This window comes from Streptomyces niveus (assembly GCF_001723055.1).
Lineage (GTDB): Bacteria > Actinomycetota > Actinomycetes > Streptomycetales > Streptomycetaceae > Streptomyces > Streptomyces niveus.
Map to the genome: position 1 here is coordinate 1 of NZ_MDCR01000307.1, position 25,068 is coordinate 25,068.

The following is a 25,068-nucleotide window of genomic DNA, read 5'->3' on the forward strand; positions in this document are numbered from 1 at the left end:
ATGTACGGGATGTTCGCGGGCGTGCTCCAGGCGTACGCCCTCATCGGTACGGAGGCCATCGCGGCCACCGAGTTCTCGGAACTGCTGGTGCCGTGGGTGGGCGCGATGCTCGGCTCCGCGCCCGCGATGGCGGCGGCGATCGACTCGGGGCAGCATCTGACGGACGTGTCGAGCCTGGCTGTCAACCAGGCGGCGTTCCCGAACCTCCTGAGCACGTTCGCCGCGCAGGGCGTCAGCGGCGAGCTGTTCGCTCCCCTCCAGGGCCTCCTGGACCGCGCGATCGCCGAGGGCCACGCGGCCGACGGCCTGTCGCGCCTCGCCGACCTGCTGCGTACGGGCTCACGGGGTGAGTAGTTGAGGTACTGGACCTGTTCGCACCGCTGCCGTGCGCGCGGGTGCGACGCCTACGCGCCGTGATTCGGCGTTCGCGCGGGTGTCACGCCGACGCGCCGGAGGGTCACTCGCACGAGTGATTGTGACGCTGCGCACACTCTCGGACACTCAACGTATCCGGAGAGCTCACGGGGGTTCTCCGACGCGAGAGGAATCCGCCATGACCGAAGTCGCATCGTCCGCCACCAACGCGCCGAGGATCGAGAGCAGTTCACCGGCCGCCGACAGGGACAGGGAAGCAGCAGCCATCGGCGGCAACGTCGGCGCCGTGTGGCGGGCGTGGTGGACGTGGACCCCGGGGAACGGGACGTTCAACCTCCAGCTCCCCTGGAACGTCATCGGGGTCGACTCGACAGTCGTCGTCACGGCCTCCGAGATCGACGGCAACGGGAGGCGGATCGTCGGGTCGGCGCCCTTCCAGGTGTCGAGCATCGCCCCCAGCGGCGGACTGGTGACCTTCAAGATCAACATCGGCTGGAGCAGCCCGCTGCCGATGCGCACCGACGTCGTGGTCTTCAACTGAGCACCCTCTCCGGCCGCCCCGTGGCGACTCCGGGTTCGCCCGGGTCCGCAACGGGGCGTGCCTGTTGACCCGGTACCGAACAGGCACTTCCACAAGCTGAACCCCTTTGTCAGTGGCGGCCCTTAGGGTCTCTGCATGGCGACGCTCCCCAACCCCCTGCCCGCCCTGGCCGACGACCCCTCGGGGCGGTCGGTCGGGCTCCAACTGCCCCCCGGCAAGCTGGTCGACGCGACGATCGACGGCACCTGGCACGAACCGCTTCTGTGGTACGCGGACGAGCCGGCGACCCCCCGGGCCTGGGCCGACCTGCTGCCCGCCCGCAGGGCCGGGCTGCATCCGCTGCTCGTCCACGGCGGTCACCGCAAGGAGTGGCCGGAGGACTGGGAGCTGAGCCCGGAGTCGGCGTCGTATCCGGGGGACCACGATGCGGAGGACGTCCTCGCGGAGGCCTGGGAGGGTCTGGCGGAGGAGGACGAGTGGCCGGGCCTGGCGGCCCCGCTGTCGTCGTCCGCCGATCCGGACAAGGAGGCGGCCGAGGTCGCCTCCATCCTCACGGACGAGGGCAGTTGGCTGCACGGCGCGCGGGGGGCTCTGGTCCCGGCCCGCCGCAGCGCGGACATACCGGCGGCCGTCGGCTGGCTGGGCCCGACAAACCACGAGGGTGACGTGGCACGGCTCTGCGCGGTGCTGCGGTCGTGGGAGGACCGGTTCGGGATACGGGTGGTCGCGCTCACCTTCGACCAACTGGTGGTCTCGGTGGCCGCCCCGCCGACGACCCAGGAGGAGGCGGAGGCGGTCGCGGCTGAACACTTCGCGTTCTGCCCGGACAACATCCACCAGGGCCACCACCCGACGCTCCCGGCGTACGCGGCGCACCAAGTGCTGAACCAGCCCGCCTGGACGTTCTGGTGGGACTGAACCGCCCCTCGCTCACTGGTCCTTGTCGCCCTGGGTCCTGTTCTGTTCGTCGGCGACGGACTGCGGCGGGACCCAGCGCCGCCGGGGCGACTCCTCGGCCTGGGCTTCCCTGCGCCGCGCGATCAGCATGCTCGCTGCCACGCCCGTAGGCAGCGACAGCAGCAGGGCGCCGGCCAGGCGGTTGTTCTGCTTCGAGGAGCAGACGTTCAGCGCGCCCAGCTGCCGGTCCCAGTCCTTCGCCACGGCCGCCTGGCTGCCCTCGAAGTCGCTGAGGCCGGACCCGTCGTCGATCAAGTTGAGGTTGAGCGCCGGACGACACTCCCAACTGCTGCGGCCCGAGTCCGGGCTCGACAACAGCAACCAGAGAATGACCGCCAGTCCGGCACCGGTGAATATCGCGAGGGGACGCTGGCCTTTGCCCATGCGTCAAGGGTACGAAGCGTGCCCGCGAGACGCCACCAGGTAACCGGCCTCAGCCTCCGACCACGAACTCGCACCACACCACCTTGCCGGGATCGCGCCGCCCCACCCCCCACTTGTCCGCGAGCGCGGCGACCAGCATGAGCCCGCGCCCCGACTCCCCGCACGGCTCACGGACACCCGGCCGCCCGTCACCGCTGTCGTGCACCTCGATGCGGAACACCCCGTCCGCGAGCAACAGCAGCTGCAGCCGATAGCCGCGCCCCGGCGGAACTCCGTGCACCAGAGCGTTGGTCGCCAGCTCGCTCACGCACAGCAGTACGTCGTCCATCCGGTCGCAGAGCGCCCAGTCGATCACCGCCTCCCGGACGAACTGCCTGGCGGCGGGCACGGATCGGCGTTCGCGGCGGTAGAAGCGCTCGCGTTGGGCGGAGGGTGGATTCGTCTCATTCACGCGGCGATTGTCACTGGCTGTGATTACGCTGGTGCAGTACGCGAACCCGTACAAAAAATCCGTACGGGCGCCGAAGGCGTGACGTACGTGCGGGGACGGGGAGTTGGACAAGCATGCACACCAGAAAACGACAGCGGAAGAACGCGTCGGCGATGAAGCTCGTCGGCGCGCTGGTCGCCCTCTTCCGGGAGGTGGCGGGCCTGACCCAAGGCCAACTCGCCGAGCGCGCCCTCGTACACACGGAGACGATCGCGTCGGTGGAGCAGGGCCGACGACCGCTCAAGCCTGATCTGGCAACGCTGCTGGATCAAGTGCTCTCCACGAAGGGGGCGTTGGCGACGGCGGTGGAGAACATGCCTGAGATCGACCGGTACCCGGCGTGGTCGGAGCAGTACATGGATCTGGAACGCGAGGCGATCTCGATGTCCTTCTTCGCGAACCAAGTTCTGCCGGGTCTGCTCCAGACAGAGAACTACGCGCAAGCAGTCATCCGAAGCAGGGTGCCCGTCTTCAGCGAGGACGAGATCAATACTCGCGTCGCCAACCGGCTGGAACGTCAGGAGATCCTGCACCGAAAAGTGCCACCGACGGCCAGCTTCATCCTCTCTGAGGCGATCGTCTTGGGCCAGCTCGGCGGTCCAGAGGTCTACCGCGAAACGCTCCGTCATCTCCGCACCTGTGCTGATCTCCCTGGCATCACGCTTCAGGTAATGCCGCTCGCACGTCAGACACACGCAGCGCTGGACGGCCCCTTCATCCTGCTGGAAACGCCCGAACATCAGCACCTCGCCTACTCCGAAACCCAGCGCGGCAGCCAGCTGGTGTCCGACCCGGACGAGGTCAGCATCCTCGCTCAGAAGTATGCGATGCTGCGGACGCAGGCCCTCAACACAGAGGAAACCAAGGGCCTGTTGGACCGGCTGCTAGGGGAGAGCGATGAAGACGGCACTTGAGTGGTTCAAGTCCAGCTACAGCGGCAGCGAAGGCGGCGAATGCCTCGAAGTGGCTTACGACTGGCACAAGTCGAGCTACAGCACCGAGCAGGGCGGTAACTGCGTCGAGGTCGCCGCACACCCCGCCGCCGTGCACGTCCGGGACTCCAAGGTCACCGACGGCCCCGTGCTCACTCTCACGCCCGCCGCCTGGGGCGCGTTCACCTCGGACATCGCGCGCTGACCGTCGCGCAATTGCGCGGCTGCGCCGGTCAAGTGAATGCCGCCCCGACATATGCCATCGGCCGTGTCCTTTGAGCGGTATCCACGCCATAACAGACCGGAGAACGAGGAGCACGACAATCAGACGGGACACGACCAGATGAAAGCCACCTACACCCTCACCGTCCTGGGCGCGGCGGTGCTGGCCACCGTACTTCCGACCACCCACGCCGCCGCGGACGAGACCCACACGAACTCGCACAACGGCGGTTTCACGCTGCTGTCGATCGGCCAGATCGACGACCCGGCGGAGGACGTCCTGGAACACGCGACGGTGTTCGGCGAGACGCACATGACCGAGGGCGCGGAAGCACCGGAAGCACCCGAAGCGCCGGAGGCGGCAGAGGCACCCGAGCCGGCCGAGGCCGTCTGAGACGGTCCCGCACGTCAGACGATGACGGGGACGGTCTCGGCAGAGTCCGTGGACCAGTTGGTGACGATCGGCTTGTCAACGGTGGCGGTGTCGGGGAGCTGAATCTCGGCGGGGTTGGGGTCCCCTTCGGTGGTGGAGAGGATGACGTTCTCGAACTCCACGCCACCGTCGCTGTTGGTGGTCTTGGGACTGATACCGGTGTACGCCACGGCGGAGCCGCTCAGCTTGATGGGGTCCGCGCCGCCCTGCCCGACGGGGGAGGCGAAGTTCTCGGCGTCCGAACCGAAGGACACGACGGGGGTGTTCTCCTCCAGGGTGCACGTGATCCCGGACTTGGCCTTGGCGGCGACGAGGTAGTAGCCGCCGGCCTGGGACTCCGAAGTGACCGTGAAGTCCAGGTCGTTGGCGCCACAGACCTGCCCGTAACCGCTCTTGTCGCCACCTGCGGAGTCGGAAGTGTCGTTGGAGCCGCTGGAGTCGGAGCCACCCGCCGAGGACTTGTCACCGGCCGAGTCGTCGCTCTTGTCGCTCCCGTCCGTGGCGACGACGGAGGGCGCCGGGGAGCTGCCGCTGTCCGTGACCTCTTCGGGGCCACACGCGGTGGTGGTGGCGGCGAGGGCCGCCACAGCCAGGCCGGCCAGGACGAGACGGGCGGAACGGGCGGCGAGACGCGAACGCATCATGATCTCCAGTGGCTGTCGGTTGCGGTGTTTCCTGCTGACACCGACGACACTAGGGCGGGGTCGATCTTCAAATGATCCTGTGAATGTCCGGGTTCCGTTTCAGCGGACGGGTTCCAGAAAAACGGCACTGGATCTGCAACAGCCCCAGCTAAAGGGGCATTTCGCCCACCGGCGAGACCTGGTGGGAGGTGAGGGGGCCAGGTCCGCTCGCGGAAATCCGTGTCACTGAGCCTCGGCCTCCGCCGTGTAGCGGGCGAGCTGGTTCACCACATGCAAGGTGTCAGGATCCGGACGTCGGGCTGCCGAAGCCCTCGATCGCTGCCAGCACATTCGCCGGCTTCAGGTCCCGGTGCACCGACTGCGCGCCGTGGACCGACAACAGGGCCTCCGCGATACCGGCCACGACCCACCACACACCTGGCGGCGGCCCATCATTGCCGAATCAAGGAGATCGTCGCCACCGCCGTACAGGAAGGCTCCCTACGGGTACTGGTCCGGGTCCTCCACGGGCGCCGGCTCCCACTTCGAGTCGCCCCCGAGCAGATACTGGAACGACGGACGCCCCTCGGACCCGCTCGTACGGAACGGCTGCCCGTGGTCGTCCACCCGCAGGACGCCCTCCCGGCCGCCGCTGGACCACTCCAGCTCCAGATACCAATTCACGTAGCGCGCCGAGGCGTTCGCGCTGATCTGGAAGACCTCGGGGTCGGACTCGTTGACCGAGTACGGGAAGTCCCGCTGGCCGCCCTGCGTCGTGACGCTGGGGCGGCCCGCGTCCAGGTCGACGGAGAACGCCCTGGTCGTCACGTTGCCGCCGCAGCCGACGCCCGTGGCGAAGTCGTTCCAGGCGAGGGGCTCGTCGCTCGACACCACGCGGACGTTCAGCCCTTTGAGGACGACGGTCTCGCTGCCGGTGCCCTGAATGGCCAGTTCGATGAACTGGCTTCCGCTGGAGACCGCGCCGAACGCGGCGACCCAGCCGGGCGCGTCCGGCTCGTTGGGAGGCGGGGGAACCTCTGACGCGGGGCGGTCGACGAGGTAGTGCTGGGAGCACGGGCTTTCGTAGGCGTACGGCTTGGTGCTCACCTTCACCGGAACCCCGGCGACCACTCCCTTTCCGCCCCCGGCCTCGCCGCCCCCGCTCCCCTTGCCCGTGGGAGTCGCCCGGTCCGACGGAGAGGCCTTGGACGAGGGCGACTTGTCGGGGGACGGTGACGCGGAGGGAGAGGAGGACGACGGGGCCGACTTCGACGCACCGCCGCCCGGGACCTCGGAGGCCACGGACGAGCGGTCGGTGGACCGATCGTTCAGTGGTCCGAAGATGACGGCCGGTACGGCGACGGCCGCGACGACCGCCGCCGCGGCGAGGGTGATGTAGAGACGCTTCCTGCGTCGCGGGGTCGTCGTGGCGGGCTCGGCCACGGCTTCGGGCTCGGCGACGACGGCGGGCTCGGCCTCCGGGGCATCAGGAGCCGCCTCCTCGGAGGGGACCTCGACAGGGGCGGCCGGCGCCGACCGGGAGCGCCGTCGCGCCTCGTCCGCGAGGATCCACCGCCGGTGCAGCTCCACGAACTCCTCGCCCTTCGCCCCGCACAGCCGCCCGAACCGCTCCGCCGCCGAGAACTCGGCGGGCACGGCGTCCCCGTTGCAGTACCGGTGGAGCGTGGACGTACTGACATGGAGCTTCGCGGCGAGCGCGCCGTAGCTCTGTCCCGAGCGGTCCTTCAACTCGGTGAGCAGCTCGGCGAAAGCCTTGGCCTCGGTGGTCGCCACTCGGGGTTCCCCTCCAGATGCATCTGCCACAGGTGCGCGGCCGTTCCAGGAACGCGTCCCAGGGAAACCCTGTTCCCGCAGGTCACAGCCGTCTCAGCGTTCCAGCTTCCCTCATTGTCCCTTGCCGATTGCGGCCAGTTCCAGCCGCCCCGCAAGGTGAGTGCAGCACCAGCCGAACGAGGAGGAGCGATCCGCACTCGGAACCATGACGACCTCGTCGATGCCGTGGCCGTCTGCGTACTCATCGCCTGCACAGCCGTGCTGTTCGTGCTCATCAACCGCCACTGAACGCACCACCACAACGGGAGACAGACCTCATGCGTAACCTTCGTTTCCGCTCCGCCGCCACCGCCGCGACCACCGCCCTCGTGGCCGCGCTCGCCCTCACTGCCTGCGGACAGAGCGACACGGCCGACGCCGCCTCGAAGCCCGACACCACGACGGCATCCACGGCGTCCAGCTCCACGCCGAAGGACGAGGCGACCGAGAAGCCCCAGGACTCCACCGGCGAGAACGCGCAGACCGCCAGCAGCAACAACAGCGGCAAGGGCTCCAGCGGCAACAAGAGCGCCGACAAGCCCGGCGACAAGAGCAACGCCCGCACCACCTGCACCGGGGGCAACACCAAGGTCACCGTCACCGACGTCACCCGGCCCATCAACCACCTGCTGGTGACCGCGACCAACACCGGCAAGACCAACTGCGACGCCTACTACGCGCCTCTCCTCGGCTTCGACGAGGCCCAGGCCGTCACCCAGATCAACGAGGACAGCAAGCCGCAGGCGGTCGTCACCCTGGCGCCCGGCGAGTCGGCCTACGCCTCGATCTCCCTGGGCGGCGACGGCTCCCCGGACATCGCGGCGTACAAGCTCAGCGTCCACTTCGCGGGCCGCTCGAACCAGGGCTCGGTGGGCTCGCCCGCGAACCTCACCCTCCCGAAGGGGACGATGGTCTCCGACACCACGTCGGTCTCCTACTGGCAGTCGACCATGGCGGACGCCCTCATCTGGTAGCCGAGCCGGACCGGTCCGAACCACTCGCGCGGGGGCGCCTCACAGCCCCCGCGCGACCTCCGTCGCCCAGTACGTGAGGATCATCTGCGCGCCGGCCCGCTTGATGCCGGTCAGGCTCTCCAGGATCGCCTTCTCGCGGTCGATCCAGCCCTTCTCCGCCGCCGCCTCGATCATCGCGTACTCACCACTGATCTGGTACGCGGCGACGGGCACGGCCACCTCGGCGGCCACCTTCGCCAGCACGTCCAGATACGGACCGGCCGGCTTCACCATCACCATGTCGGCGCCCTCTTCGAGGTCGAGCGCCAACTCCCGCATGGACTCCCGCACGTTGGCCGGGTCCTGCTGGTACGTCTTGCGGTCACCCGTCAGCGACGAGCCGACCGCCTCGCGGAACGGGCCGTAGAACGCGGACGAGTACTTCACCGCGTACGCCAGGACGCCCACGTCCTCCTTGCCGATGGTGTCCAGCGCGTCCCGGGCCACCCCGACCTGGCCGTCCATCATCCCGCTGGTGCCCAGCACATGGGCGCCCGCGTCGGCCTGGACCTGGGCCATCTCCGCGTACCGCTCCAGCGTCGCGTCGTTGTCGACGCGCCCGTCGGCGTCGAGGACCCCGCAGTGGCCGTGATCGGTGTACTCGTCCAGACAGAGGTCGGACATGATCACCAGGTCGTCACCGACCTCCTCGCGAACCGCCCGGATCGCCACCTGGAGGATTCCGTCCGGGTCGGTGCCGGCCGTGCCGAGCGCGTCTTTCTTCGCGTCCTCGGGCACCCCGTACAGCATGATCCCGCAGATGCCCGCGGCCACGGCCTCGACGGCCGCCTTCCGCAGCGAGTCCAGGCTGTGCTGCACGACCCCGGGCATGGCCGAGATGGCCACCGGCTCGCCGATCCCCTCCCGCACGAACGCGGGCAGGATCAGATCGGCCGGGTGCAGCCGCGTCTCGGCGACCAGGCGCCGCATGGCGGGGGTCGTCCGCAGCCGACGGGGCCGGGCACCGGGGAAGGAACCGTACACAGTCATGGTGAGTCGCCTCATGGTCCGAAAGGGCTGTCGTCCCCGTCCACGCTACGCCGCGTGGACGGGTGCCCCACAAACCCCCAGGGGGCCTCTTGCCGACCCCGCCGGGCTCGCGGTCCCTGGCACCGCGCCTCGCCGCGTTGTCGTCGGTCGGCATGGCTCCGCCATGCCTCCCTCCTCCGCCTTGCGATCCACGGCACCAGACCCCGCTCCCTGATCCGGCCTGATCGGCAAGACACCCCCTACGTGGTACGCCGCCGCCTCGACCCCGGTCGCCGCTCGCTCGGCCGGGTGACCGTTTCTCCGGCCTCCCGCGCCGCCTCCCGGCGCTGCGCGCCGAACGCGGCCAGCGCCTCGGCGAGCTTGTGCACCGAGGGCTCCGGCGACAGCACGTCCACCCGCAGCCCGTGCTCCTCCGCCGTCTTGGCGGTCGCCGGGCCGATACAGGCGATGACGGTGACGTTGTGCGGCTTGCCCGCGATACCGACCAGATTCCGCACGGTGGACGACGAGGTGAACATCACCGCGTCGAAGCCGCCGCCCTTGATGGCCTCACGCGTCTCGGCGGGCGGCGGCGACGCGCGCACGGTCCGGTAGGCCGTGACGTCGTCCACCTCCCAGCCCAGCTCGATCAGCCCGGCGACCAGCGTCTCCGTGGCGATGTCGGCGCGCGGCAGGAACACCCGGTCGATCGGGTCGAAGACCGGGTCGTACGGCGGCCAGTCCTCCAGGAGACCGGCGGCGGACTGCTCACCGCTGGGCACCAGGTCCGGCTTGACGCCGAAGTCGACCAGCGCGGCGGCGGTCTGCTCGCCGACCGCGGCGACCTTGATCCCGGCGAAGGCACGGGCGTCGAGCCCGTACTCCTCGAACTTCTCCCGGACGGCCTTCACCGCGTTGACCGACGTGAAGGCGATCCACTCGTAGCGACCGGTGACGAGCCCCTTGACCGCGCGCTCCATCTGCTGGGGCGTACGCGGGGGTTCGACCGCGATGGTCGGGACCTCGTGCGGTACGGCGCCGTACGAGCGAAGCTGGTCGGAGAGCGAGGCGGCCTGCTCCTTCGTACGCGGGACGAGCACCTTCCAGCCGAACAGCTGCTTCGACTCGAACCACGCGAGCTGGTCACGTTGCGCGGGCGCGCTGCGCTCCCCGACCACGGCTATGACCGGCTGGTGCCCGGCCGCCGACGGCAGGACCTTCGCCTGCTTCAGGGTCAGCGCGATCGTGCCGAGCGTCGCGGACCAGGTGCGCTGGCGCGTCGTCGTACCGGCGACGGTGACCGTCATCGGCGTGTCGGGCTTGCGGCCCGCGGCAACGAACTCCCCGGCGGTCGCGGCGACGGTGTCGAGGGTCGCCGAGACGACCACCGTGCCGTCACTGGCGCCGAGTTCGGTCCAGCAGCGCTCGCCGGCAGTACGGCTGTCGACGAAGCGGACGTCCGTGCCCTGCGCGTCGCGCAGCGGCACACCCGCGTAGGCGGGGACCCCCACGGCGGCGGCGATACCGGGCACCACCTCGAAGGGAATGCCCGCGGCGGCGCACGCCAGCATCTCGGCGCCGGTGTCGCCGTCGAGACCGGGATCCCCGGTCACCGCACGGACGACCCGCTTGCCGCCGCGCGCGGCCTCCATGACAAGATTGACGGCATCCCTGATCGCGGGGATACCAGCGGCTGTTGACGCATCGTCAACAATCGTCAGCTCAGGCGTGCTCACACCCGTACGCGCATGGGCGCGTACGAGAGCGAGCACATCAGGCTCGGCGATCAGTACCTCCGCCCCCGCGAGCGCCTCGACGGCGCGGAGTGTCAGCAGACCCGGATCCCCGGGTCCGGCACCGAGGAAGGTGACGTGCCCTGAGGCGTAGACGGCCGGATGGTCGGCGATGGGGCTCAAAGTGCTCGCTCCCCCATAAGACCGGCCGCACCCTTGGCGAGCATCTCGGACGCGAGTTCGCGACCGAGCGCGACGGCGTCGCCGTGCGACGTGGGTACGGGACCGGTGATGGACAACTGCACGAGCGTCGAGCCGTCGGTCGTGCCGACGACGCCACGCAGGCGCAGTTCGTTGACAAATCGCGCGTCCTGTCCGTCGCCCAGCAGGTCGGCCAGCGCACCCACAGGTGCGCTGCAACCGGCCTCCAGGGCGGCGAGCAGGGAACGTTCCGCGGTGACGGCGATCCGCGTGTGCGGATCGTCGAGGCCGGCGAGTGCGGCGGCGAGTTCCGGATCGGAAGCCACGCATTCGACGGCGAGCGCCCCCTGGCCGGGGGCCGGCAGGACCGAGTCGACCGACAGGAAGTCGGTCACCTCGGCCGTCCTGCCGAGGCGGTTGATACCCGCGGCGGCCAGCACGACCGCGTCGAGCTCACCGCCGTGGACGTAGCCGATACGGGTGTCGATGTTCCCGCGTATCGGCACGGTCTCTATGAGCAGCCCGTGGCTCCGGGCGTGCGCGTTGAGCTGCGCCGTACGCCGGGGGGAGCCCGTACCGATCCTGGCGCCGTGCGGCAGCCGGTCGAGGGTCAGCCCGTCGCGTGCGATGAGCACGTCCCTGGGGTCCTCACGGCGCGGTACGGCAGCCAGCGTCAGGTTCTCGGGCTGGGCCGTGGGCAGGTCCTTGAGCGAGTGGACGGCGAAGTCGACGTCGCCGCACAGCAGCGCGTCACGCAGGGCGGTGACGAAGACGCCGGTGCCGCCGATCTGGGACAGCTGCTCACGGGAGGTGTCGCCGTACGTGGTGATCGCCACCAGCTCCACGGCCCGGCCGGTCAACTCCTGTACGGCGTCGGCCACTTGGCGGGACTGGGCCATGGCGAGCCTGCTGCGCCTGGTCCCGAGTCTCAGTGTCTTCTCGGTCATACTCGCCCTCGGTTCTTGACGTCGACCGCGCTCCGGCCGTCGGCCTCGTGCCGGTCGGCCGCTGCCTCGCCCCGGTCCGCCCGACTGACGGAGGCGACCGCCTGCGGATCGAGGTCGAAGAGTTCGCGCAGCGCGTCCGCGTAACCGGCGCCGCCGGGCTCACCGGCGAGCTGCTTCACGCGCACGGTCGGGGCGTGCAGCAGCTTGTCGACGACGCGGCGTACGGCCTGTGTGATCTCGGCGCGCTGGCGCTCGTCGAGGCCGGGGAGCCGGCCTTCGAGCCGCGTGATCTCGTTGGTCACGACGTCGGCGGCCATGGCGCGCAGCGCGACCACGGTCGGGGTGATGTGGGCGGCGCGCTGGGCGGCGCCGAAGGCCGCGACCTCGTCGGTGACGATGCGCTTGACCGCGTCCACGTCGGCGGCCATCGGGGCGTCGGCGGACGCCTCGGCCAGCGACTCGATGTCGATCAGCCGGGCGCCGGCGATCCGGTGGACCGCCGCGTCGATGTCACGGGGCATCGCGAGGTCGAGGAGTGCGAGGTCCCGGCCACCGGCCAGGGCCCTCTCGACGGCGTCGGCGGTCAGGACGAGACCGGTGGCGCCGGTGCAGGAGACGACGATGTCGGCACGTGTCAACTCACCGTCCACGGCGCCCATGTCGACGGCGCGGGCCCCGACTCCCGTACCGCCGGGCTCGGTCAGGATCTCCACCAGCCGCTCGGCGCGCGCGGCGGTGCGGTTGGCGACGACGATCTCGGCGACCCCGGCGCGCGCGAGTGTCGCGGCGGCGAGCGAGGACATCGACCCGGCGCCGATCACCAGCGCCCGCCGGCCCGCGGCCCAGCCGGGGACGTCCGCGCCGTCGGCGAGCTGCTGGAGTCCGAAGGTGACGAGCGACTGTCCGGCCCGGTCGATCCCGGTCTCGCTGTGGGCGCGCTTGCCGACGCGCAGCGCCTGCTGGAAGAGGTCGTTGAGGAGGCGTCCCGCGGTGTGCAGCTCCTGGCCGCCCGCGAGCGCGTCCTTGATCTGGCCGAGGATCTGGCCCTCGCCGACGACCATCGAGTCCAGTCCGCACGCCACCGAGAAGAGATGGTGGACGGCGCGGTCCTCGTAGTGCACGTAGAGATAGGGGGTCAGCTCTTCGAGGCCGACGCCGCTGTGCCGGGCGAGGAGCGTGGACAGCTCGGCGACGCCCGCGTGGAACTTGTCCACGTCCGCGTACAGCTCGACCCGGTTGCACGTCGCGAGGACGGCCGCCTCGGCCGCCGGCTCGGCGGCGAGGGCGTCCTGGAGGAGCTTGATCCGGGCGTCCGGGGACAGCGAGGCCCGGTCCAGCACGCTCACGGGCGCGCTGCGGTGGCTCAGACCGATGACCAGAAGACTCATGCCGGCATCACGGCGGGGACTTCCCCGTCGGGTCCCTTCCGGCTCGCGGCGGTGGAGCGTATCGGCGGCGGGGTGCCGGCCTCGGCGGCTGCGGCTTCCTCACCAGCCTTGCGCTGCTCGTGGAAGGCCAGGATCTGGAGCTCGATCGAGAGGTCGACCTTCCGTACGTCCACACCGTCCGGCACGGTCAGCACGGTCGGCGCGAAGTTGAGGATCGAGGTCACCCCGGCGGCGACGAGACGCTCGCAGACCTGCTGGGCACCGCCCGCCGGGGTCGCGATGACCCCGATGGAGACGCCGTTGTCGCTGATGATCCGCTCCAGCTCGTCCGTGTGCTGGACGGGCATTCCGGCGACCGGCTTGCCGGCCATCTCGGGGTCGGCGTCGATCAGCGCGGCGACACGGAAGCCGCGGGAGGCGAATCCGCCGTAATTGGCCAGCGCGGCGCCGAGGTTGCCGATGCCGACGATGACGACGGGCCAGTCCTGGGTGAGGCCGAGTTCACGGGAGATCTGGTAGACGAGGTACTCCACGTCGTACCCGACACCGCGCGTTCCGTAGGAGCCGAGATACGAGAAGTCCTTGCGCAGCTTCGCGGAGTTGACCCCGGCGGCCACGGCGAGTTCCTCGGACGACACAGTGGGTACGGAGCGCTCGGAGAGTGCGGTGAGCGCCCGCAGATACAGCGGAAGCCGGGCGACCGTGGCCTCGGGGATTCCTCGGCTACGGGTCGCCGGTCGGTGAGTTCGGCCAGTTGCCACGGTGCTCCTGCGGGATGAGCGGGGCTGCAGGCGGCCGTATGTCCTAAGACCGCCCCGTCGTGTGCAGGTTATGCCTTTGTGAACGCGTGCACAAAGATTGTGTCCGCTTTGTCCGTGCAAAGTGACCGGGGTCACGCGACCCGAACGAGGGATCTTGGAACCCCCGACCGCACCGCCCCGTTGAACCCATGATGGGGGCAAAACAGCACAACTCCTCATGACCACGCCCCCGAGACCGCTCCGTCCGCGCCCGCCGCCGGCCGGTCGTCCCGGCCCTGACGGAAAAAGCTCGGCAAAGCGCCCACGATCGTAACCGTCTTTCTGTCAGGTCCCCAGTTCCTTGCGGAGACGATCGGCGTCCACCCGCCAGAAGGTGTGCTGTTCGCCGTCCACGAGCACCACCGGAATTTGCTCCCAGTAGGCGCGGTGCAGCTCTTCGTCCACCGTGATGTCCTTCTCCTCCCACAACGCCCCGGTCTCGGCGCACACCGAGGCCACGACGGCGCGCGCGTCGTCACAGAGATGACAGCCGGGTTTGGAGACGAGTGTCACCACGCGCTCGGCGGCGGGTTTCTTCTTCGTACGACGCAGAAGAGGGCTCATGGCGTCCATTCTCCGTCGTCCCCCGACCGCCCTGTCGACCTCCCGCCGGCCCCTCTCCCCGCCACCTTCTCGGAGAGTTCACACCGACGGCACCCCGGCGAGTCCGGAAGTACCGAACAGACTGACTATGCTCACGCTATGGCCGCACTGGGATGGCTCACCCCCCGTAAGCGCTCCGCGACAGCACGGAGCGTGCTCGCGGGTGAGGCCGCAGCAGAGGCAGGACTGAAGTCGTCGCAGGAGATCGACGGCGTCGGCGCGGCACCGACCGGCATCGCCGACCCGGCCGTGCCCGACTTCCCCGTCTTCGGGGACGCGCGCGCCGCGGCGTTCTTCGACCTGGACAACACCGTCATGCAGGGCGCCGCGATCTTCCACTTCGGCCGCGGGCTGTACAAGCGGAAGTTCTTCCAGCGCCGCGAACTGGCCAGGTTCGCCTGGCAGCAGGCCTGGTTCCGGCTCGCCGGCGTCGAGGACCCGCAGCACATGCAGGACGCGCGGGACAGCGCGCTGTCCATCGTCAAGGGCCACCGGGTCGCCGAGCTGATGTCCATCGGCGAGGAGATCTACGACGAGTACATGGCCGACCGCATCTGGCCCGGCACCCGCACCCTCGCCCAGGCGCACCTCGACGCCGGGCAGCAGGTCTGGCTGGTGACCGCCGCGCCCGTCGAGACCGCCACGATCATCGCCCGGCGCCTCGGGCTGACCGGCGCGCTCGGCACGGTCGCCGAGTCGATCGACGGCGTCTACACCGGCAAGCTCGTCGGCGAGCCGCTGCACGGTCCGGCGAAGGCCGAGGCGGTACGGGCACTGGCCGCGGCCGAGGGCTTCCACCTGGAGCGCTGCGCGGCGTACAGCGACTCGCACAACGACATCCCGATGCTGTCGCTGGTCGGACATCCGTACGCGATCAACCCGGACACCAAGCTCCGCAAGCACGCCAAGGACCGCGAGTGGCGGCTGCGTGACTACCGGACGGGCCGCAAGGCGGCCAAGGTCGGCATCCCGGCCGCGGCCGGGGTCGGCGCGCTGGCGGGCGGCACGGCCGCCGCGGTGGCACTGCACCGCCGCCGCCGCTGACGCGCCGCGGCACAGCACTCGGACACAACACTCAGGCACAACAGATCACGCCGGTTGACACATCGTGACGTCAATCGATCAATTTGCGCTCACGATGTGCTACTTGATTCGCCGTATAGGCGTAACAGAAGCGACGTAATCGATGATTTGAGCAACTGGGTGTAGTGCTGCCTGTACGAAGCGTTATTCTCCTCAGACGCATACCGGACCCCACACGTCGCCACGACGAGTGAAAGGTCCCGCACTGAACGTGATGGAAGCTCTGCCTCTGGGAGTCCCGTGTACCCACACGTCGGGGTTGACGCCTCGGGCCTGGCTACGCTGCGCGCATCGGTCATCGACCGCTTGCGCGGCTTCGTCCCCACCGCGTACGCCGTCCCCGCATACGCCGCCGCGGCCCCTGCCGTGAGCGGCCCGATTGGTCCTTGCTATGCCCTGGCGAACGGCGGTGCGGCGGTCGGCAGACGGGGAAGCCGAAGCAGCACCTCCGCCGCCTCCACCCCTGTCCGCCGCCCCACGGCGGACAGCGACAGCGCCCGCATGATGGAGCTGGTCGAGCGCGCCCAGGCCGGCGAGGCCGAAGCGTTCGGCAGGCTGTACGACCAGTACAGCGACACCGTCTACCGCTACATCTACTACCGCGTGGGCGGCAAGGCGACCGCGGAGGACCTCACCAGTGAGACCTTCCTGCGCGCCCTGCGGCGTATCTCCACGTTCACCTGGCAGGGCCGCGACTTCGGCGCCTGGCTGGTCACGATCGCCCGCAATCTGGTCGCCGACCACTTCAAGTCGAGCCGGTTCCGACTGGAAGTGACCACCGGCGAGATGCTCGACGCCAACGAGGTCGAGCGCAGCCCGGAGGACTCCGTCCTCGAGTCCCTCTCGAACGCCGCGCTGCTCGAAGCCGTACGGAAACTCAACCCCCAGCAGCAGGAGTGCGTGACCCTGCGCTTCCTGCAAGGGCTGTCGGTCGCCGAGACGGCACGAGTCATGGGCAAGAACGAAGGAGCGATCAAAACCTTGCAGTACCGGGCCGTGCGCACGCTGGCGCGGCTGCTCCCGGAGGACGCCCGCTGACGGCCGGCCGCCGGTCCGGCGTACCGTTCAACTCACCTACAGTGACGCCCCGATGACGCACTGGTCCGATCATCTTTCGCGCGTAACCCAAGTGCCGCGACGCTCGTTGTGCGGGATGCAGGCTCCCTGTGGATGCGCTCAAGGCGTGCAACCTTCCGAACCCCCAGGGGAGTCGATCGTCATGACGAGAGGAGGTGCCGCCAGTGATCGCGAATGTCTCGGCACACCGGCGGGCGAACGCCTTCGCCCAGGCCCTGGAAGACCGGACAACCCAGGGAGCGGCGGGGGAAGAGCCCGCCGCGTCGCCCGAAACGACTGAGCAGGGGCGGCTGTTGGCCCTGGCGACGGGCCTCGGTGAGCTACCGAGACCCACGCTGGACCCCGAGGTCAAAGTGGTGCAACGAGCCCAGCTCGTGGCAGCCATGGAGGCCATGCTGCTGGAGGGCACGGCAGGCGGAGCCACATCCACGGGCGCCACGGTGCCCGAGCAGCGGCGGACATCAGGGAGGGGAGCCCACCGGGCGTCCCCGCTCCGCAAGCTCCGCCCCAGATCCCGCTGGTCGAAAGGGCTCGCGGCCGGCGGACTCACCGTCGGTGTGGCCGCGGGGGCCTTCGGCGGAGTGGCCGCCGCCAGTTCCGACGCCCTGCCCGGTGATTCGCTGTACGGGCTGAAGCGTGGCATGGAGGACTTCAAGCTCGGCATGGCCGACGAGGACGCCGACCGCGGCGCGCTCTACCTGGACCATGCCTCGACCCGGCTGAACGAAGCCCGCCGGCTGCTGGAGCGTGGCCGCTCCGGCACGCTGGACCATGAATCGCTCGGCGAGATCCGCCGGGCGCTCAACGGTATGAATCACGACGCCACCGAGGGCCACCGGCTGCTGCAACAGGCGTACGAGAAGGACGGCAAGATCAAATCGATCGCGACGCTCTCCTCGTTCTCGGAGTCGCACCGCGCCATCTGGAACGGCCTGCGGGACCGGCTGCCGCCGCAGCTGAACGACGTCGGAAGCCAGGTCAACCTGGTGTTCGACGCCATAGACGAAGACGTCGCCCCGTTGCAGGCGCTGCTGCCCCGCACTCCCGACAAGGGAGGGCACTCGCAGGATCCCGGCGGCACCACCAAGGAGTCCAACGGCTCGGACGGCAGGGACAACAGCCCGTCGCCGTCGAAGCCGGCCCCCGACAAGGGGAGCCAGGACAGCGCGGAGAAGCCAAGCCCGTCGAAGCCCGGAACCTCGGAGAACGACGGGCTGCTGCCGGGCGACGCAGGCGATCTGCTCAACCCGCCGTCGGGCAGCGACCTTCCGTCGGCGCCCGGCCAGGGCGGCATCCCGCCGGCGCCGGACGTCACACTCCCGCCGCTGCTTCCCGGGCTGCTGCCGGGGCTGGGCATCGACACGGAGAACGCGGACTGAGCGTGGTCGAGTGAAGATGAGAGAGGCGAGGGCCGATGGCCCTCGCCTCTCTCATGCACTCATGCGGTCAGAAGAAGACCGAGCGGCGCTGTACGAGCAGCTTGTACAGGGTGTGCTGGATCTGCTCCCGTACCTGATCGGTCAGGTTGAACATCAGCATCGGATCCTCGGCCGCCTCCGGCGGATAGCCGTCCGTGGGGATCGGCTCGCCGAACTGGATCGTCCACTTCGTCGGCAGCGGCAGCGCGCCCAGCGGCCCGAGCCACGGGAACGTCGGGGTGATCGGGAAGTACGGGAATCCCAGCAGCCGCGCCAGCGTCTTGGAGTTGCCGATCATCGGGTAGATCTCCTCCGCCCCGACGATCGAGCACGGCACGATCGGCACACCGTGCCGCAGCGCCGTCGAGACGAAACCGCCCCGGCCGAAACGCTGAAGCTTGTAGCGCTCGCCGAAGGGCTTCCCGAGCCCCTTGAAGCCCTCCGGCATCACGCCGACGATCTCGCCGCGTTCGAGCAGCCGCTCCGCGTCCTCCGCGCAGGCCAGGGTGTGACCGGCCTTGCGCGCCAGCTCGTTGACGACCGGCAGCATGAACACCAGGTCGGCGGCGAGCAGCCGCAGATGGCGGCCGGCGGGGTGGTTGTCGTGGACGGCGACCTGCATCATCAGCCCGTCGAGCGGGAGGGTGCCCGAGTGGTTGGAGACCACCAGGGCACCGCCGTCCGAGGGGATGTTCTCGATGCCCTTCACCTCGACGCGGAAGTAGTTCTCGTAGAGCGGGCGGATCAACGACATCAGGACCTGGTCGGTGAGTTCCTTGTCGTACCCGAACTCGTCGACCTCGTAGTCCCCGGTGACGCGGCGGCGCAGAAAGGCGAGCCCTTCGGCGAGCCGCCGGTCCCAGGAGCTGTCACCAGGTCGTGGCGCCTCGGGCGCGTGCGCGTCGTTCGGCCCGTGCTTCTCGCCGGCCATCCTGTCCTCGACCGCGTCCGGTTGTTCGGGAACGGACGCGAGCGAGTGCCGGCCGGGGCCCGGCCCGGACGGGGGCTCGGACGGTGACGGTGACGGGGACGCGGGCTCGGACGCCGACGAAGCGGCGGACGAGGCCGCGGCTGAGGACGACTTGCTGCCGCGTCCCTGTGCGCGCCTCCCCGCGCGCCGTGACCGGGGCTCTTCGCCGAAGGGGATCACCTTGGCATCGGCCATGTCAGATGCGCTCCTTGCTGACGAGGGTGGCGAACCGGTCGACCGCGTCGGCGACAGCCTCCGGCGGCAACAGTCCGGCACCCCTGCTACGTGCGAAGTCCGTGAAGGCCTCCGCCGTCGTGTACGTGGGTACGAACCCCAGTGTCTCGCGCATCTGATCCGTACTGACGACCCTGCCGTGGGTCAGCAGCCGGATCTGCTCCGGCGAGAAGTCCGTCACTCCGAGCGTGCGCAGCGCGGAGCCGACCCAGGTGACGGCCGGCAGCAGCACGGGCACCGTGGGCCTGCCCAGGCGCCGCGAGCACTGCGAGAGCGACAGCACGCCGTCCCCGGCGATGTTGAAGGTCCCGCTGTTGAGCGTGCCGCGCCGGGGCTCGTGCAGGGCGATCCGCAGGACGTCGATGACGTCGTCCTCGTGGACGAACTGGAGCCGGGGGTCGTAGCCGAAGACCGTCGGCAGCACGGGCAGTGCCAGATACTCGGCGAGCGGCGAATCGGCGGCGGGCCCGAGGATGTTCGCGAAGCGCAGCACGCACACGGCGACGTCGGGCCGGCGGCGCGCGAAGCCGCGTACGTACCCCTCGACCTCCACCGCGTCCTTCGCGAAGCCGCCACTGGGCAGCGACTTGGGCGGGGTGTTCTCGGTGAAGACGGCCGGGTCGCGGGGCGCGGCGCCGTACACACTCGTACTCGACTTGACGACCAGGCGCTCGACGGACGGCGACTTCTGGCAGGCACCGAGGAGTTGCATGGTGCCGATGACGTTCGTCTCTTTCACTGCCGTCCGGCCGCCGGCGCCGAGCGGTGTGCCCGTCACGTCCATGTGCACGACCGTGTCGACGGAATGCTCGGCCAGGACGCGCGCTATGGCGGGCTGGCGGATGTCCGCCCGTACGAAATCGGCACCGCCGAGACTGTGCTCGGGAGTGACGGCGTCCACGCCGATGACCCGATCCACCTCGGAGTCGCGCAGGATTCTCCGTACGAGACGGCTGCCGAGCTGGCGGGCCACTCCGGTCACGAGCACGACCTTGCCCAAGATCAGCGCCTTCCCCTGAATTTGATGTCTGGCGCAAGCACATTGCTTGCCTCCGCCGTCACCGTAGCGGGTCGCCACAGCCGTGCGACCGCGTCGCGGGGCAGTTCTCCGCACCTTCGCGAATCTTTGACCTGAACCGACCCGAACCGACGCTTAACGCGAGCCGCGTATGGCGGGCCACGTATCGCGGGCCGGAACGCACCGCGGCCCTCCCACCGGTGTGGTGGAAGGGCCGCGATGTCACGTACAGCTGTCGCTTACTTCTTGTTACGACGCTGAACGCGGGTGCGCTTGAGCAGCTTGCGGTGCTTCTTCTTGGCCATCCGCTTACGCCGCTTCTTGATAACAGAGCCCACGACTACCCTCGCTCACTTCTCTTCACTCGGTGCGGGGCGTCTGGGCCCACACGACCTACGTTGGCCCAGCCTACCCGTCGCCGAGTGAGGGACGTAATCCGAGGGAAATCTCAGGCGGATTCGACCCCCACGAAAGACTCGCGGAGATACTCGTGCACCGCTTGCTCCGGAACCCGGAAAGACCTGCCCACCCGGATCGCCGGCAGATGACCACTGTGCACCAATCGATACACGGTCATCTTCGACACTCGCATCACCGAGGCGACTTCCGCCACGGTAAGGAACTTGACCTCGTTGAGAGGCCTCTCGCTGCCAGCAGCCATGACCCACCTGTACCTTCCGCACCCGACGGCCCCCGGCTTCCCCTCCGGTGACTCTTCGTCGTTGTGCGCTCACTCCCCAGCCTAGGGGCGGGTGGTACGAGTGGGGAAGAGGAGCAGCACATGGTCGCCTACTGTGACAGACACGCTCGATTGAGTACATAGCGCGTCAGTGGACGGTAGTAATCGGACCGCACACCGTCATCAACCGGAACCACGACGGACACCCGCCCCTCCGCCTCCCCGACGAAGAGCGCCGGGTCGTCGGTGTCGGCGAGACCGATGGCCTCAATGCCCAACTGACCTGCCCCGCAGACCCATCCGTGGTCCCCGACGACCAGCTCGGGCAGCGGCCCGCCGGCCGCCGCCGCACTGTCCAGAGCGACCCGAACAGGGAGGGGGGAATGGCTGTGCGCGCCGGTTTCACTCCCCGCGCGCGACACTTCGGATTCCCGCACCAACGCAACTCCTCGTACGTAGTCGAGACGGTAGGTGCGTACGCCGAACCGGGTCGTTATGTCGATACATCGCCCCTTCGCCGGGGTGAGTACGAGACACCCCGCCGCCGACAAAGCGTCTGCCAACCCCGCGTAGAAGCCGATCAGCCGGTGCGGATGCCCGGTCCCGAACAACACGGGAGCCCGCCGCCCGGCGGCGGCGCCCAGCCGCTCGGCGAAGGCGTCGAGGCTGCTCAACGTCCGTTCGGGGTCGATGACATCACCGCCCAGGACATGCGCCGGATCCCCCGAGACCCCGCACCGGTCGGCCATGAGCCGCAGCAAGTCCCGCTCGCACCAGGCACGTTCGGGGCTGAGCCCCAGCGTGGCGCGCGGATCACGGGCGGCGAAGAGCCGGTAGCTGCGCAGGCTCTGCTCCCGTGTGGTGGCCACCGGGCCGGCCAGTCTGGCGGCGAGCAGGTGGGCCCGTAGAGTTCCGGTACTCAGCACAGCCCCGATGCTCCCGTACGGGGGTGACCGGGGGGCCAAAACCGTTGAGGGACCGCACAGTTGGCGTAACGGCGCACGGGCCGGGGCGCGGCCGTCGCGGTCAGGCCAGCAGCCCGCGCAGCGGGAACGACGCCTTGCGGGTCGCGAGGATCGCCTGGTCCAGCCGGTCCGCCGGGTCGTAACCCTCGTCCCACGACCGCCAGTTCGGCGTACGCCCGTCCGTCATCCGGCGCGGCGCGGACTCACGCGTACGGGCGAAAACCTCGTTCCGCCACTCTTCCGGCACCACCGACGCCGGGTCGATCGGCGCGTGCGCCGCGATCGACACCAGATGGGTCCAGGACCGCGGCACGACATCCACCACCGAATACCCGCCGCCGCCGAGCGCCACCCAGCGGCCCTGGTCGACGTAATCGTGCGCGAGGTCGTGACAGGACGCCTGCACGGCGCGCTGCGCGTCCAGCGACACCGCGAGATGCGCCAGCGGGTCCTCGAAGTGCGTATCGGCCCCGTGCTGAGTCACCAGCGCCTGCGGCCTGAAGTCCGCCAGCAGCTCGGGCACGACGGAGTGGAAGGCCCGGAGCCAGCCCTCGTCACCGGTCCCGGCGGGCAGCGGCAGATTGACCGCGCAGCCCTCGCCCGCGCCCTCGCCCGTCTCCTCGGGCCAGCCGGTCTGCGGGAAGAGCGTGCGGGGGTGCTCGTGCAGCGAGATCGTCAGCACGCGCGGGTCGTCCCAGAACGCCGCCTGGACGCCGTCCCCGTGGTGCACGTCGACGTCCACGTACGCGACGCGCTCCGCGCCCAGCTCCAGGAGCCTCGCGATGGCGAGCGACGCGTCGTTGTAGACGCAGAAGCCCGAGGCCGAGCCCGGCATCGCGTGGTGCAGTCCGCCGGCGAAGTTCACGGCGTGGCTCGTCTCACCGCGCCACACCGCCTCGGCCGCGCCGACCGACTGCCCGGCGATCAGCGCGGACGCCTCGTGCATCCCGGCGAACGCCGGATCGTCGACGGTCCCGATGCCGTACGAACCGTCCGCGGACCTCGGATCGGCCGAGCAGCGCCGTACCGCGTCGATGTAGTCGGAGTGGTGGACGAGTCTCAGCGTGGAATCCCCGGCGGACCGCGCGGAGATCACGTCGACCTTGCTGTCGAGCCCGTACGCGCGTACGAGCTCCCTGGTCAGTGACAGGCGCACCGGGTCCATCGGGTGGCTCGACCCGAAGTTGTATCCCGTTACGGCGTCATCCCACATCAGCTGCGCGCGACCGGTCATGCACGCCACCGTATCGGGCACTCCCGTCCGCGAACGAGCGGGCGTACACGAGCGTCACGAGGATCATCAGCATCGGGACGAGCATCGCGCCCCGGTAGCTCCACGCGTCACCGAGGGCACCGACGAGCGGCGAGCCGACCAGGAAGCCCACGTAGTTGGAGATGTTCAGCCGGGCGACGGCCGCGTCGCTGGCGTTCGGGAACAGCCTCCCGGCGGCGGCGAAGCACTGCGGCACGACGACACAGAGACCGAACCCGAGAATGGCGAACCCCAGGACTCCCACCCACGGGCCGGGCGCCATCGCGACCACCGCGAACCCGGCGGCGGCGAGCACCGCCCCGAACCGCACGACGGCGACGGGCCCGAAGCGCCGCACCCCGAAGTCGCCGGCCGCGCGGCCGATGAGGGTGGTCACCATGTAGGCGTTGTACGGGAGGGTGGCGAGCTCGTCGGAGCTGCCCAGGATGTCCTGGAGGTACTTGGCGCTCCAGTTGGAGACGGTGGAGTCGCCGATGTAGGCGAAGGTCATGATGAGGCAGAGCGGCAGGAGCGCCTTGAAGGTGACGCTGCTTCCTTCAGGTTTCCCGGTACGGACGGGGTCGGGCTTCTCGCTGTCCGTGTCCGTGTCCGTGTCAGCGTCAGTGGACCAGCGGCTCCCGATGAGCACGGCCGGCAGCAGCACGACGACGACCGGCAGATACGACGCCAGCAGGGACAGGTCCCAGTGGGCGCCGGCCCAGGCGAGCGAGGCCCCGGCGATGCCTCCGAGGCTGAACGTGGCGTGGAAGCCGAGCATGATGCTGCGCCCGTACGCCCGCTGAAGGCGCACGCCCAGCATGTTCATCGACGCGTCGAGCGCACCGCCGGACAGCCCGAACGCGCAGAGGGCGAGAGCGAGTTGCCACAGCTGGTCACCGACGCCAACGCCGAGGAGAGCGAACAGCAGGAGCGGCTGGGCCCACCGCGGCACGAGGCTGGGCCGCACGCGCGCGACGATCTTCCCGGTGAGGACGCTGCCCGCACCGGCGAGAATCGGCACGGCCGCGAGGAACGCCGGCAGCAGGGCGTCGGATATCCCGTACCGGTCCTGGATCGCGGGAATCCGCGTGACGACGAGGGCGAAGACCACCCCCTGCACGAAGAAGCTCAGCGCTAGGGACACCCGCCCGTGTCTCAACCGAGTGTCTGTACCGACCGGCCGTATCTTCGAGGCTTCCATGGCCGCAGAGCGTATAGCTCCGCGCTAAAGGGAGATATGGATCATCCGAGCAGTTCCGGTAGCTCGGCCATGGAGGAGAAGTACGCGGTGGCGCGCGGCAGTTTCCCGGCCGGGGTCATCGCGGTGAACGCGTACACGTCCATCCCGGCCGCCCGCGCGGCGGCCACCCCGAGCGGGCTGTCCTCGACGACGACGCACCGCGCGGGAGAGACACCCATCCGCTCGGCCGCGTGCAGGAAGAGATCGGGCGCCGGCTTTCCCCGCCCGACGTCCTGCGCGCTGAAGACGATCCCGGGCTCGAACCACCGGTCCAGGCCGGTCTTACGGTGCCCCACCCGGATCCGCTCATGGCTCCCGGACGACGCGACGCAGTACGGCCGCCCGTCGGCCCGCAACTTCTCCAGCACCTCGACCACCCCTGCCACGGGCTCCAGCTCCCGCTCGAACGCGGCGAACACGCGGCGGTGGAGGGTGTCGTCGAAGTCGTCCGGCAGCTGCTGCCCGGTTCTCTCCCGTACGAGATCGTGCACCCGGTGGACGGCGGCGCCCATGTAGTCGCGGAGGGAATCCTCGTAGGTGGTGGGATGACCGAGTTCGGTGAGATAGCCGGCGAGAATGGTGTTGGAAAGGGGCTCGCTGTCGACGAGGACGCCGTCGTTGTCGAAGATGACCAGTTCGTAGCTCATACGGCCGACTGTAAACGCCCCCTGAACGCAGAAATGCCTCA

The 25,068-nt window shown here is 69.7% G+C and carries 30 protein-coding genes; 10 read left to right on the forward strand and 20 right to left on the reverse strand.

All coding sequences use genetic code 11. The features are described 5' to 3' along the window. The 3 genes from BHU15_RS40450 to BHU15_RS29570 form a co-directional block, all read left to right on the forward strand. Nucleotides 1-354 (forward strand): imine reductase family protein (locus tag BHU15_RS40450; RefSeq protein WP_069629962.1); only part of this gene is annotated, 354 nt, incomplete at its 5' end. 199 nt (nucleotides 355-553) lie between these two features. Continuing rightward, complete coding sequence (locus BHU15_RS29565; protein ID WP_069629963.1) at nucleotides 554-916, forward strand: hypothetical protein; 363 nt, start codon at nucleotides 554-556, stop codon at nucleotides 914-916. A 135-nt stretch (nucleotides 917-1,051) separates the two neighbouring features. Further along, the gene (locus BHU15_RS29570) at nucleotides 1,052-1,834 is read left to right on the forward strand and encodes a DUF4253 domain-containing protein (protein ID WP_069629964.1); all 783 of its coding nucleotides are present in this window, start codon (nucleotides 1,052-1,054) and stop codon (nucleotides 1,832-1,834) included. A 12-nt stretch (nucleotides 1,835-1,846) separates the two neighbouring features. On the opposite strand, the gene BHU15_RS29575 is transcribed toward BHU15_RS29570, so the two are convergent. Together BHU15_RS29575 and BHU15_RS29580 are read right to left on the reverse strand one after the other, a co-directional pair. Beyond that, complete coding sequence (locus BHU15_RS29575) at nucleotides 1,847-2,257, reverse strand: hypothetical protein (protein ID WP_069629965.1); 411 nt, start codon at nucleotides 2,255-2,257, stop codon at nucleotides 1,847-1,849. A gap of 49 nt (nucleotides 2,258-2,306) precedes the next feature. Beyond that, a complete protein-coding gene (locus tag BHU15_RS29580) occupies nucleotides 2,307-2,708 on the reverse strand; it encodes an ATP-binding protein (protein WP_069629966.1) in 402 nt (133 codons plus the stop codon). Nucleotides 2,709-2,821: 113 nt separating this feature from the next. Between BHU15_RS29580 and BHU15_RS29585 the strand changes: the two genes are divergently transcribed. From BHU15_RS29585 to BHU15_RS29595, 3 genes are all read left to right on the forward strand, one after another. Next, nucleotides 2,822-3,661, forward strand: a complete 840-nt coding sequence (locus BHU15_RS29585; protein ID WP_069629967.1) for a helix-turn-helix domain-containing protein — start codon at nucleotides 2,822-2,824, stop codon at nucleotides 3,659-3,661. Continuing rightward, the gene (locus BHU15_RS29590; protein ID WP_069629968.1) at nucleotides 3,645-3,884 is read left to right on the forward strand and encodes a DUF397 domain-containing protein; all 240 of its coding nucleotides are present in this window, start codon (nucleotides 3,645-3,647) and stop codon (nucleotides 3,882-3,884) included. Before BHU15_RS29585 ends, BHU15_RS29590 begins: the two co-directional genes overlap by 17 nt. A 138-nt stretch (nucleotides 3,885-4,022) precedes the next feature. Then, complete coding sequence (locus BHU15_RS29595; protein ID WP_069629969.1) at nucleotides 4,023-4,295, forward strand: hypothetical protein; 273 nt, start codon at nucleotides 4,023-4,025, stop codon at nucleotides 4,293-4,295. A gap of 14 nt (nucleotides 4,296-4,309) precedes the next feature. Here the strand turns inward: BHU15_RS29595 and BHU15_RS29600 are convergent, their stop codons facing one another. The 4 genes from BHU15_RS29600 to BHU15_RS40455 form a co-directional block, all read right to left on the reverse strand. Beyond that, complete coding sequence (locus BHU15_RS29600; RefSeq protein WP_069629981.1) at nucleotides 4,310-4,975, reverse strand: DUF4232 domain-containing protein; 666 nt, start codon at nucleotides 4,973-4,975, stop codon at nucleotides 4,310-4,312. A 283-nt stretch (nucleotides 4,976-5,258) separates the two neighbouring features. Next, the gene (locus BHU15_RS41645) at nucleotides 5,259-5,381 is read right to left on the reverse strand and encodes a hypothetical protein (protein ID WP_255293245.1); all 123 of its coding nucleotides are present in this window, start codon (nucleotides 5,379-5,381) and stop codon (nucleotides 5,259-5,261) included. Nucleotides 5,382-5,458: 77 nt separating this feature from the next. Then, on the reverse strand, nucleotides 5,459-6,751 hold the full coding sequence (locus BHU15_RS29605) for a helix-turn-helix domain-containing protein (RefSeq protein WP_069629970.1): 1,293 nt from the start codon (nucleotides 6,749-6,751) through the stop codon (nucleotides 5,459-5,461). A gap of 111 nt (nucleotides 6,752-6,862) precedes the next feature. Then, nucleotides 6,863-7,036, reverse strand: coding sequence for a hypothetical protein (locus tag BHU15_RS40455; protein WP_167756272.1), 174 nt, complete (start codon nucleotides 7,034-7,036; stop codon nucleotides 6,863-6,865). 32 nt (nucleotides 7,037-7,068) lie between these two features. Between BHU15_RS40455 and BHU15_RS29610 the strand changes: the two genes are divergently transcribed. Then, entirely contained in the window at nucleotides 7,069-7,764 is a 696-nt protein-coding gene (locus BHU15_RS29610; protein ID WP_069629971.1) for a DUF4232 domain-containing protein, read from the forward strand. Nucleotides 7,765-7,803: 39 nt separating this feature from the next. Here BHU15_RS29610 and hemB read toward each other — a convergent pair whose 3' ends face one another. The 6 genes from hemB to BHU15_RS29640 all read right to left on the reverse strand — a co-directional run bounded on the left by hemB (nucleotide 7,804) and on the right by BHU15_RS29640 (nucleotide 14,405). Further along, nucleotides 7,804-8,793, reverse strand: coding sequence for a porphobilinogen synthase (gene hemB / locus BHU15_RS29615; protein ID WP_069629972.1), 990 nt, complete (start codon nucleotides 8,791-8,793; stop codon nucleotides 7,804-7,806). Nucleotides 8,794-9,032: 239 nt separating this feature from the next. Further along, nucleotides 9,033-10,688 (reverse strand): bifunctional uroporphyrinogen-III C-methyltransferase/uroporphyrinogen-III synthase, encoded by a 1,656-nt coding sequence (locus tag BHU15_RS29620; protein WP_031230132.1) that lies wholly within the window; start codon nucleotides 10,686-10,688, stop codon nucleotides 9,033-9,035. Next, nucleotides 10,685-11,653 carry a hydroxymethylbilane synthase gene (gene hemC, locus BHU15_RS29625; protein ID WP_069629973.1) on the reverse strand — a complete coding sequence of 323 codons (969 nt, stop codon included), beginning with the start codon at nucleotides 11,651-11,653 and terminating at the stop codon, nucleotides 10,685-10,687. Before hemC ends, BHU15_RS29620 begins: the two co-directional genes overlap by 4 nt. Further along, the gene (locus BHU15_RS29630) at nucleotides 11,650-13,041 is read right to left on the reverse strand and encodes a glutamyl-tRNA reductase (RefSeq protein ID WP_069629974.1); all 1,392 of its coding nucleotides are present in this window, start codon (nucleotides 13,039-13,041) and stop codon (nucleotides 11,650-11,652) included. Before BHU15_RS29630 ends, hemC begins: the two co-directional genes overlap by 4 nt. Continuing rightward, nucleotides 13,038-13,802, reverse strand: coding sequence for a redox-sensing transcriptional repressor Rex (locus BHU15_RS29635; RefSeq protein ID WP_069629975.1), 765 nt, complete (start codon nucleotides 13,800-13,802; stop codon nucleotides 13,038-13,040). The genes BHU15_RS29630 and BHU15_RS29635 overlap by 4 nt, the downstream gene beginning before the upstream one ends. Before the next feature lie 324 nt (nucleotides 13,803-14,126). Beyond that, nucleotides 14,127-14,405 carry a glutaredoxin family protein gene (locus BHU15_RS29640; protein WP_069629982.1) on the reverse strand — a complete coding sequence of 93 codons (279 nt, stop codon included), beginning with the start codon at nucleotides 14,403-14,405 and terminating at the stop codon, nucleotides 14,127-14,129. 138 nt (nucleotides 14,406-14,543) lie between these two features. Between BHU15_RS29640 and BHU15_RS29645 the strand changes: the two genes are divergently transcribed. From BHU15_RS29645 to BHU15_RS29655, 3 genes are all read left to right on the forward strand, one after another. After that, entirely contained in the window at nucleotides 14,544-15,488 is a 945-nt protein-coding gene (locus BHU15_RS29645; protein ID WP_023539532.1) for an HAD family hydrolase, read from the forward strand. A gap of 279 nt (nucleotides 15,489-15,767) precedes the next feature. Further along, complete coding sequence (locus tag BHU15_RS29650) at nucleotides 15,768-16,565, forward strand: ECF subfamily RNA polymerase sigma factor, BldN family (protein WP_031230135.1); 798 nt, start codon at nucleotides 15,768-15,770, stop codon at nucleotides 16,563-16,565. A 203-nt stretch (nucleotides 16,566-16,768) separates the two neighbouring features. After that, nucleotides 16,769-17,983: a DUF5667 domain-containing protein gene (locus BHU15_RS29655; protein ID WP_069629976.1), complete on the forward strand. Its 1,215-nt coding sequence runs from the start codon at nucleotides 16,769-16,771 to the stop codon at nucleotides 17,981-17,983. A gap of 67 nt (nucleotides 17,984-18,050) precedes the next feature. On the opposite strand, the gene BHU15_RS29660 is transcribed toward BHU15_RS29655, so the two are convergent. From BHU15_RS29660 to BHU15_RS29690, 8 genes are all read right to left on the reverse strand, one after another. Next, nucleotides 18,051-19,187: a lysophospholipid acyltransferase family protein gene (locus tag BHU15_RS29660; protein ID WP_069629977.1), complete on the reverse strand. Its 1,137-nt coding sequence runs from the start codon at nucleotides 19,185-19,187 to the stop codon at nucleotides 18,051-18,053. A gap of 1 nt (nucleotide 19,188) precedes the next feature. After that, nucleotides 19,189-20,226, reverse strand: coding sequence for an NAD-dependent epimerase/dehydratase family protein (locus BHU15_RS29665; RefSeq protein WP_069629978.1), 1,038 nt, complete (start codon nucleotides 20,224-20,226; stop codon nucleotides 19,189-19,191). Nucleotides 20,227-20,483: 257 nt separating this feature from the next. Further along, nucleotides 20,484-20,582 (reverse strand): 30S ribosomal protein bS22, encoded by a 99-nt coding sequence (locus BHU15_RS38700; RefSeq protein WP_003948845.1) that lies wholly within the window; start codon nucleotides 20,580-20,582, stop codon nucleotides 20,484-20,486. Nucleotides 20,583-20,692: 110 nt separating this feature from the next. Next, complete coding sequence (locus BHU15_RS29670) at nucleotides 20,693-20,905, reverse strand: helix-turn-helix domain-containing protein (protein ID WP_014046653.1); 213 nt, start codon at nucleotides 20,903-20,905, stop codon at nucleotides 20,693-20,695. Between the two features lie 128 nt (nucleotides 20,906-21,033). Further along, entirely contained in the window at nucleotides 21,034-21,849 is an 816-nt protein-coding gene (locus BHU15_RS29675; protein ID WP_023539537.1) for a phosphatase, read from the reverse strand. 100 nt (nucleotides 21,850-21,949) lie between these two features. After that, entirely contained in the window at nucleotides 21,950-23,122 is a 1,173-nt protein-coding gene (locus tag BHU15_RS29680) for an acetoin utilization protein AcuC (protein WP_069629979.1), read from the reverse strand. After that, the gene (locus BHU15_RS29685; RefSeq protein ID WP_079128458.1) at nucleotides 23,091-24,341 is read right to left on the reverse strand and encodes an MFS transporter; all 1,251 of its coding nucleotides are present in this window, start codon (nucleotides 24,339-24,341) and stop codon (nucleotides 23,091-23,093) included. The genes BHU15_RS29680 and BHU15_RS29685 overlap by 32 nt, the downstream gene beginning before the upstream one ends. Before the next feature lie 41 nt (nucleotides 24,342-24,382). Next, nucleotides 24,383-25,027 carry an HAD family hydrolase gene (locus tag BHU15_RS29690; RefSeq protein WP_069629980.1) on the reverse strand — a complete coding sequence of 215 codons (645 nt, stop codon included), beginning with the start codon at nucleotides 25,025-25,027 and terminating at the stop codon, nucleotides 24,383-24,385. Nucleotides 25,028-25,068: the final 41 nt, after the last annotated feature.

What these genes read in the sequence shown, in the direction of transcription:
- BHU15_RS29670 (WP_014046653.1), bottom strand. Translation starts at nt 20,905, where the DNA reads ATGGCTGCTGGCAGCGAGAGGCCTCTCAACGAGGTCAAGTTCCTTACC.
- BHU15_RS29610 (WP_069629971.1), top strand. Translation starts at nt 7,069, where the DNA reads ATGCGTAACCTTCGTTTCCGCTCCGCCGCCACCGCCGCGACCACCGCC.
- hemB (WP_069629972.1), bottom strand. Translation starts at nt 8,793, where the DNA reads ATGACTGTGTACGGTTCCTTCCCCGGTGCCCGGCCCCGTCGGCTGCGG.
- BHU15_RS29685 (WP_079128458.1), bottom strand. Translation starts at nt 24,341, where the DNA reads ATGGAAGCCTCGAAGATACGGCCGGTCGGTACAGACACTCGGTTGAGA.
- BHU15_RS29645 (WP_023539532.1), top strand. Translation starts at nt 14,544, where the DNA reads ATGGCCGCACTGGGATGGCTCACCCCCCGTAAGCGCTCCGCGACAGCA.
- BHU15_RS29570 (WP_069629964.1), top strand. Translation starts at nt 1,052, where the DNA reads ATGGCGACGCTCCCCAACCCCCTGCCCGCCCTGGCCGACGACCCCTCG.
- BHU15_RS29600 (WP_069629981.1), bottom strand. Translation starts at nt 4,975, where the DNA reads ATGCGTTCGCGTCTCGCCGCCCGTTCCGCCCGTCTCGTCCTGGCCGGC.
- BHU15_RS29630 (WP_069629974.1), bottom strand. Translation starts at nt 13,041, where the DNA reads ATGAGTCTTCTGGTCATCGGTCTGAGCCACCGCAGCGCGCCCGTGAGC.
- BHU15_RS29690 (WP_069629980.1), bottom strand. Translation starts at nt 25,027, where the DNA reads ATGAGCTACGAACTGGTCATCTTCGACAACGACGGCGTCCTCGTCGAC.
- BHU15_RS29565 (WP_069629963.1), top strand. Translation starts at nt 554, where the DNA reads ATGACCGAAGTCGCATCGTCCGCCACCAACGCGCCGAGGATCGAGAGC.
- BHU15_RS29585 (WP_069629967.1), top strand. Translation starts at nt 2,822, where the DNA reads ATGCACACCAGAAAACGACAGCGGAAGAACGCGTCGGCGATGAAGCTC.
- BHU15_RS29590 (WP_069629968.1), top strand. Translation starts at nt 3,645, where the DNA reads ATGAAGACGGCACTTGAGTGGTTCAAGTCCAGCTACAGCGGCAGCGAA.
- BHU15_RS29595 (WP_069629969.1), top strand. Translation starts at nt 4,023, where the DNA reads ATGAAAGCCACCTACACCCTCACCGTCCTGGGCGCGGCGGTGCTGGCC.
- BHU15_RS29660 (WP_069629977.1), bottom strand. Translation starts at nt 19,187, where the DNA reads ATGGCCGATGCCAAGGTGATCCCCTTCGGCGAAGAGCCCCGGTCACGG.
- BHU15_RS29575 (WP_069629965.1), bottom strand. Translation starts at nt 2,257, where the DNA reads ATGGGCAAAGGCCAGCGTCCCCTCGCGATATTCACCGGTGCCGGACTG.
- BHU15_RS29640 (WP_069629982.1), bottom strand. Translation starts at nt 14,405, where the DNA reads ATGAGCCCTCTTCTGCGTCGTACGAAGAAGAAACCCGCCGCCGAGCGC.
- hemC (WP_069629973.1), bottom strand. Translation starts at nt 11,653, where the DNA reads ATGACCGAGAAGACACTGAGACTCGGGACCAGGCGCAGCAGGCTCGCC.
- BHU15_RS29680 (WP_069629979.1), bottom strand. Translation starts at nt 23,122, where the DNA reads ATGACCGGTCGCGCGCAGCTGATGTGGGATGACGCCGTAACGGGATAC.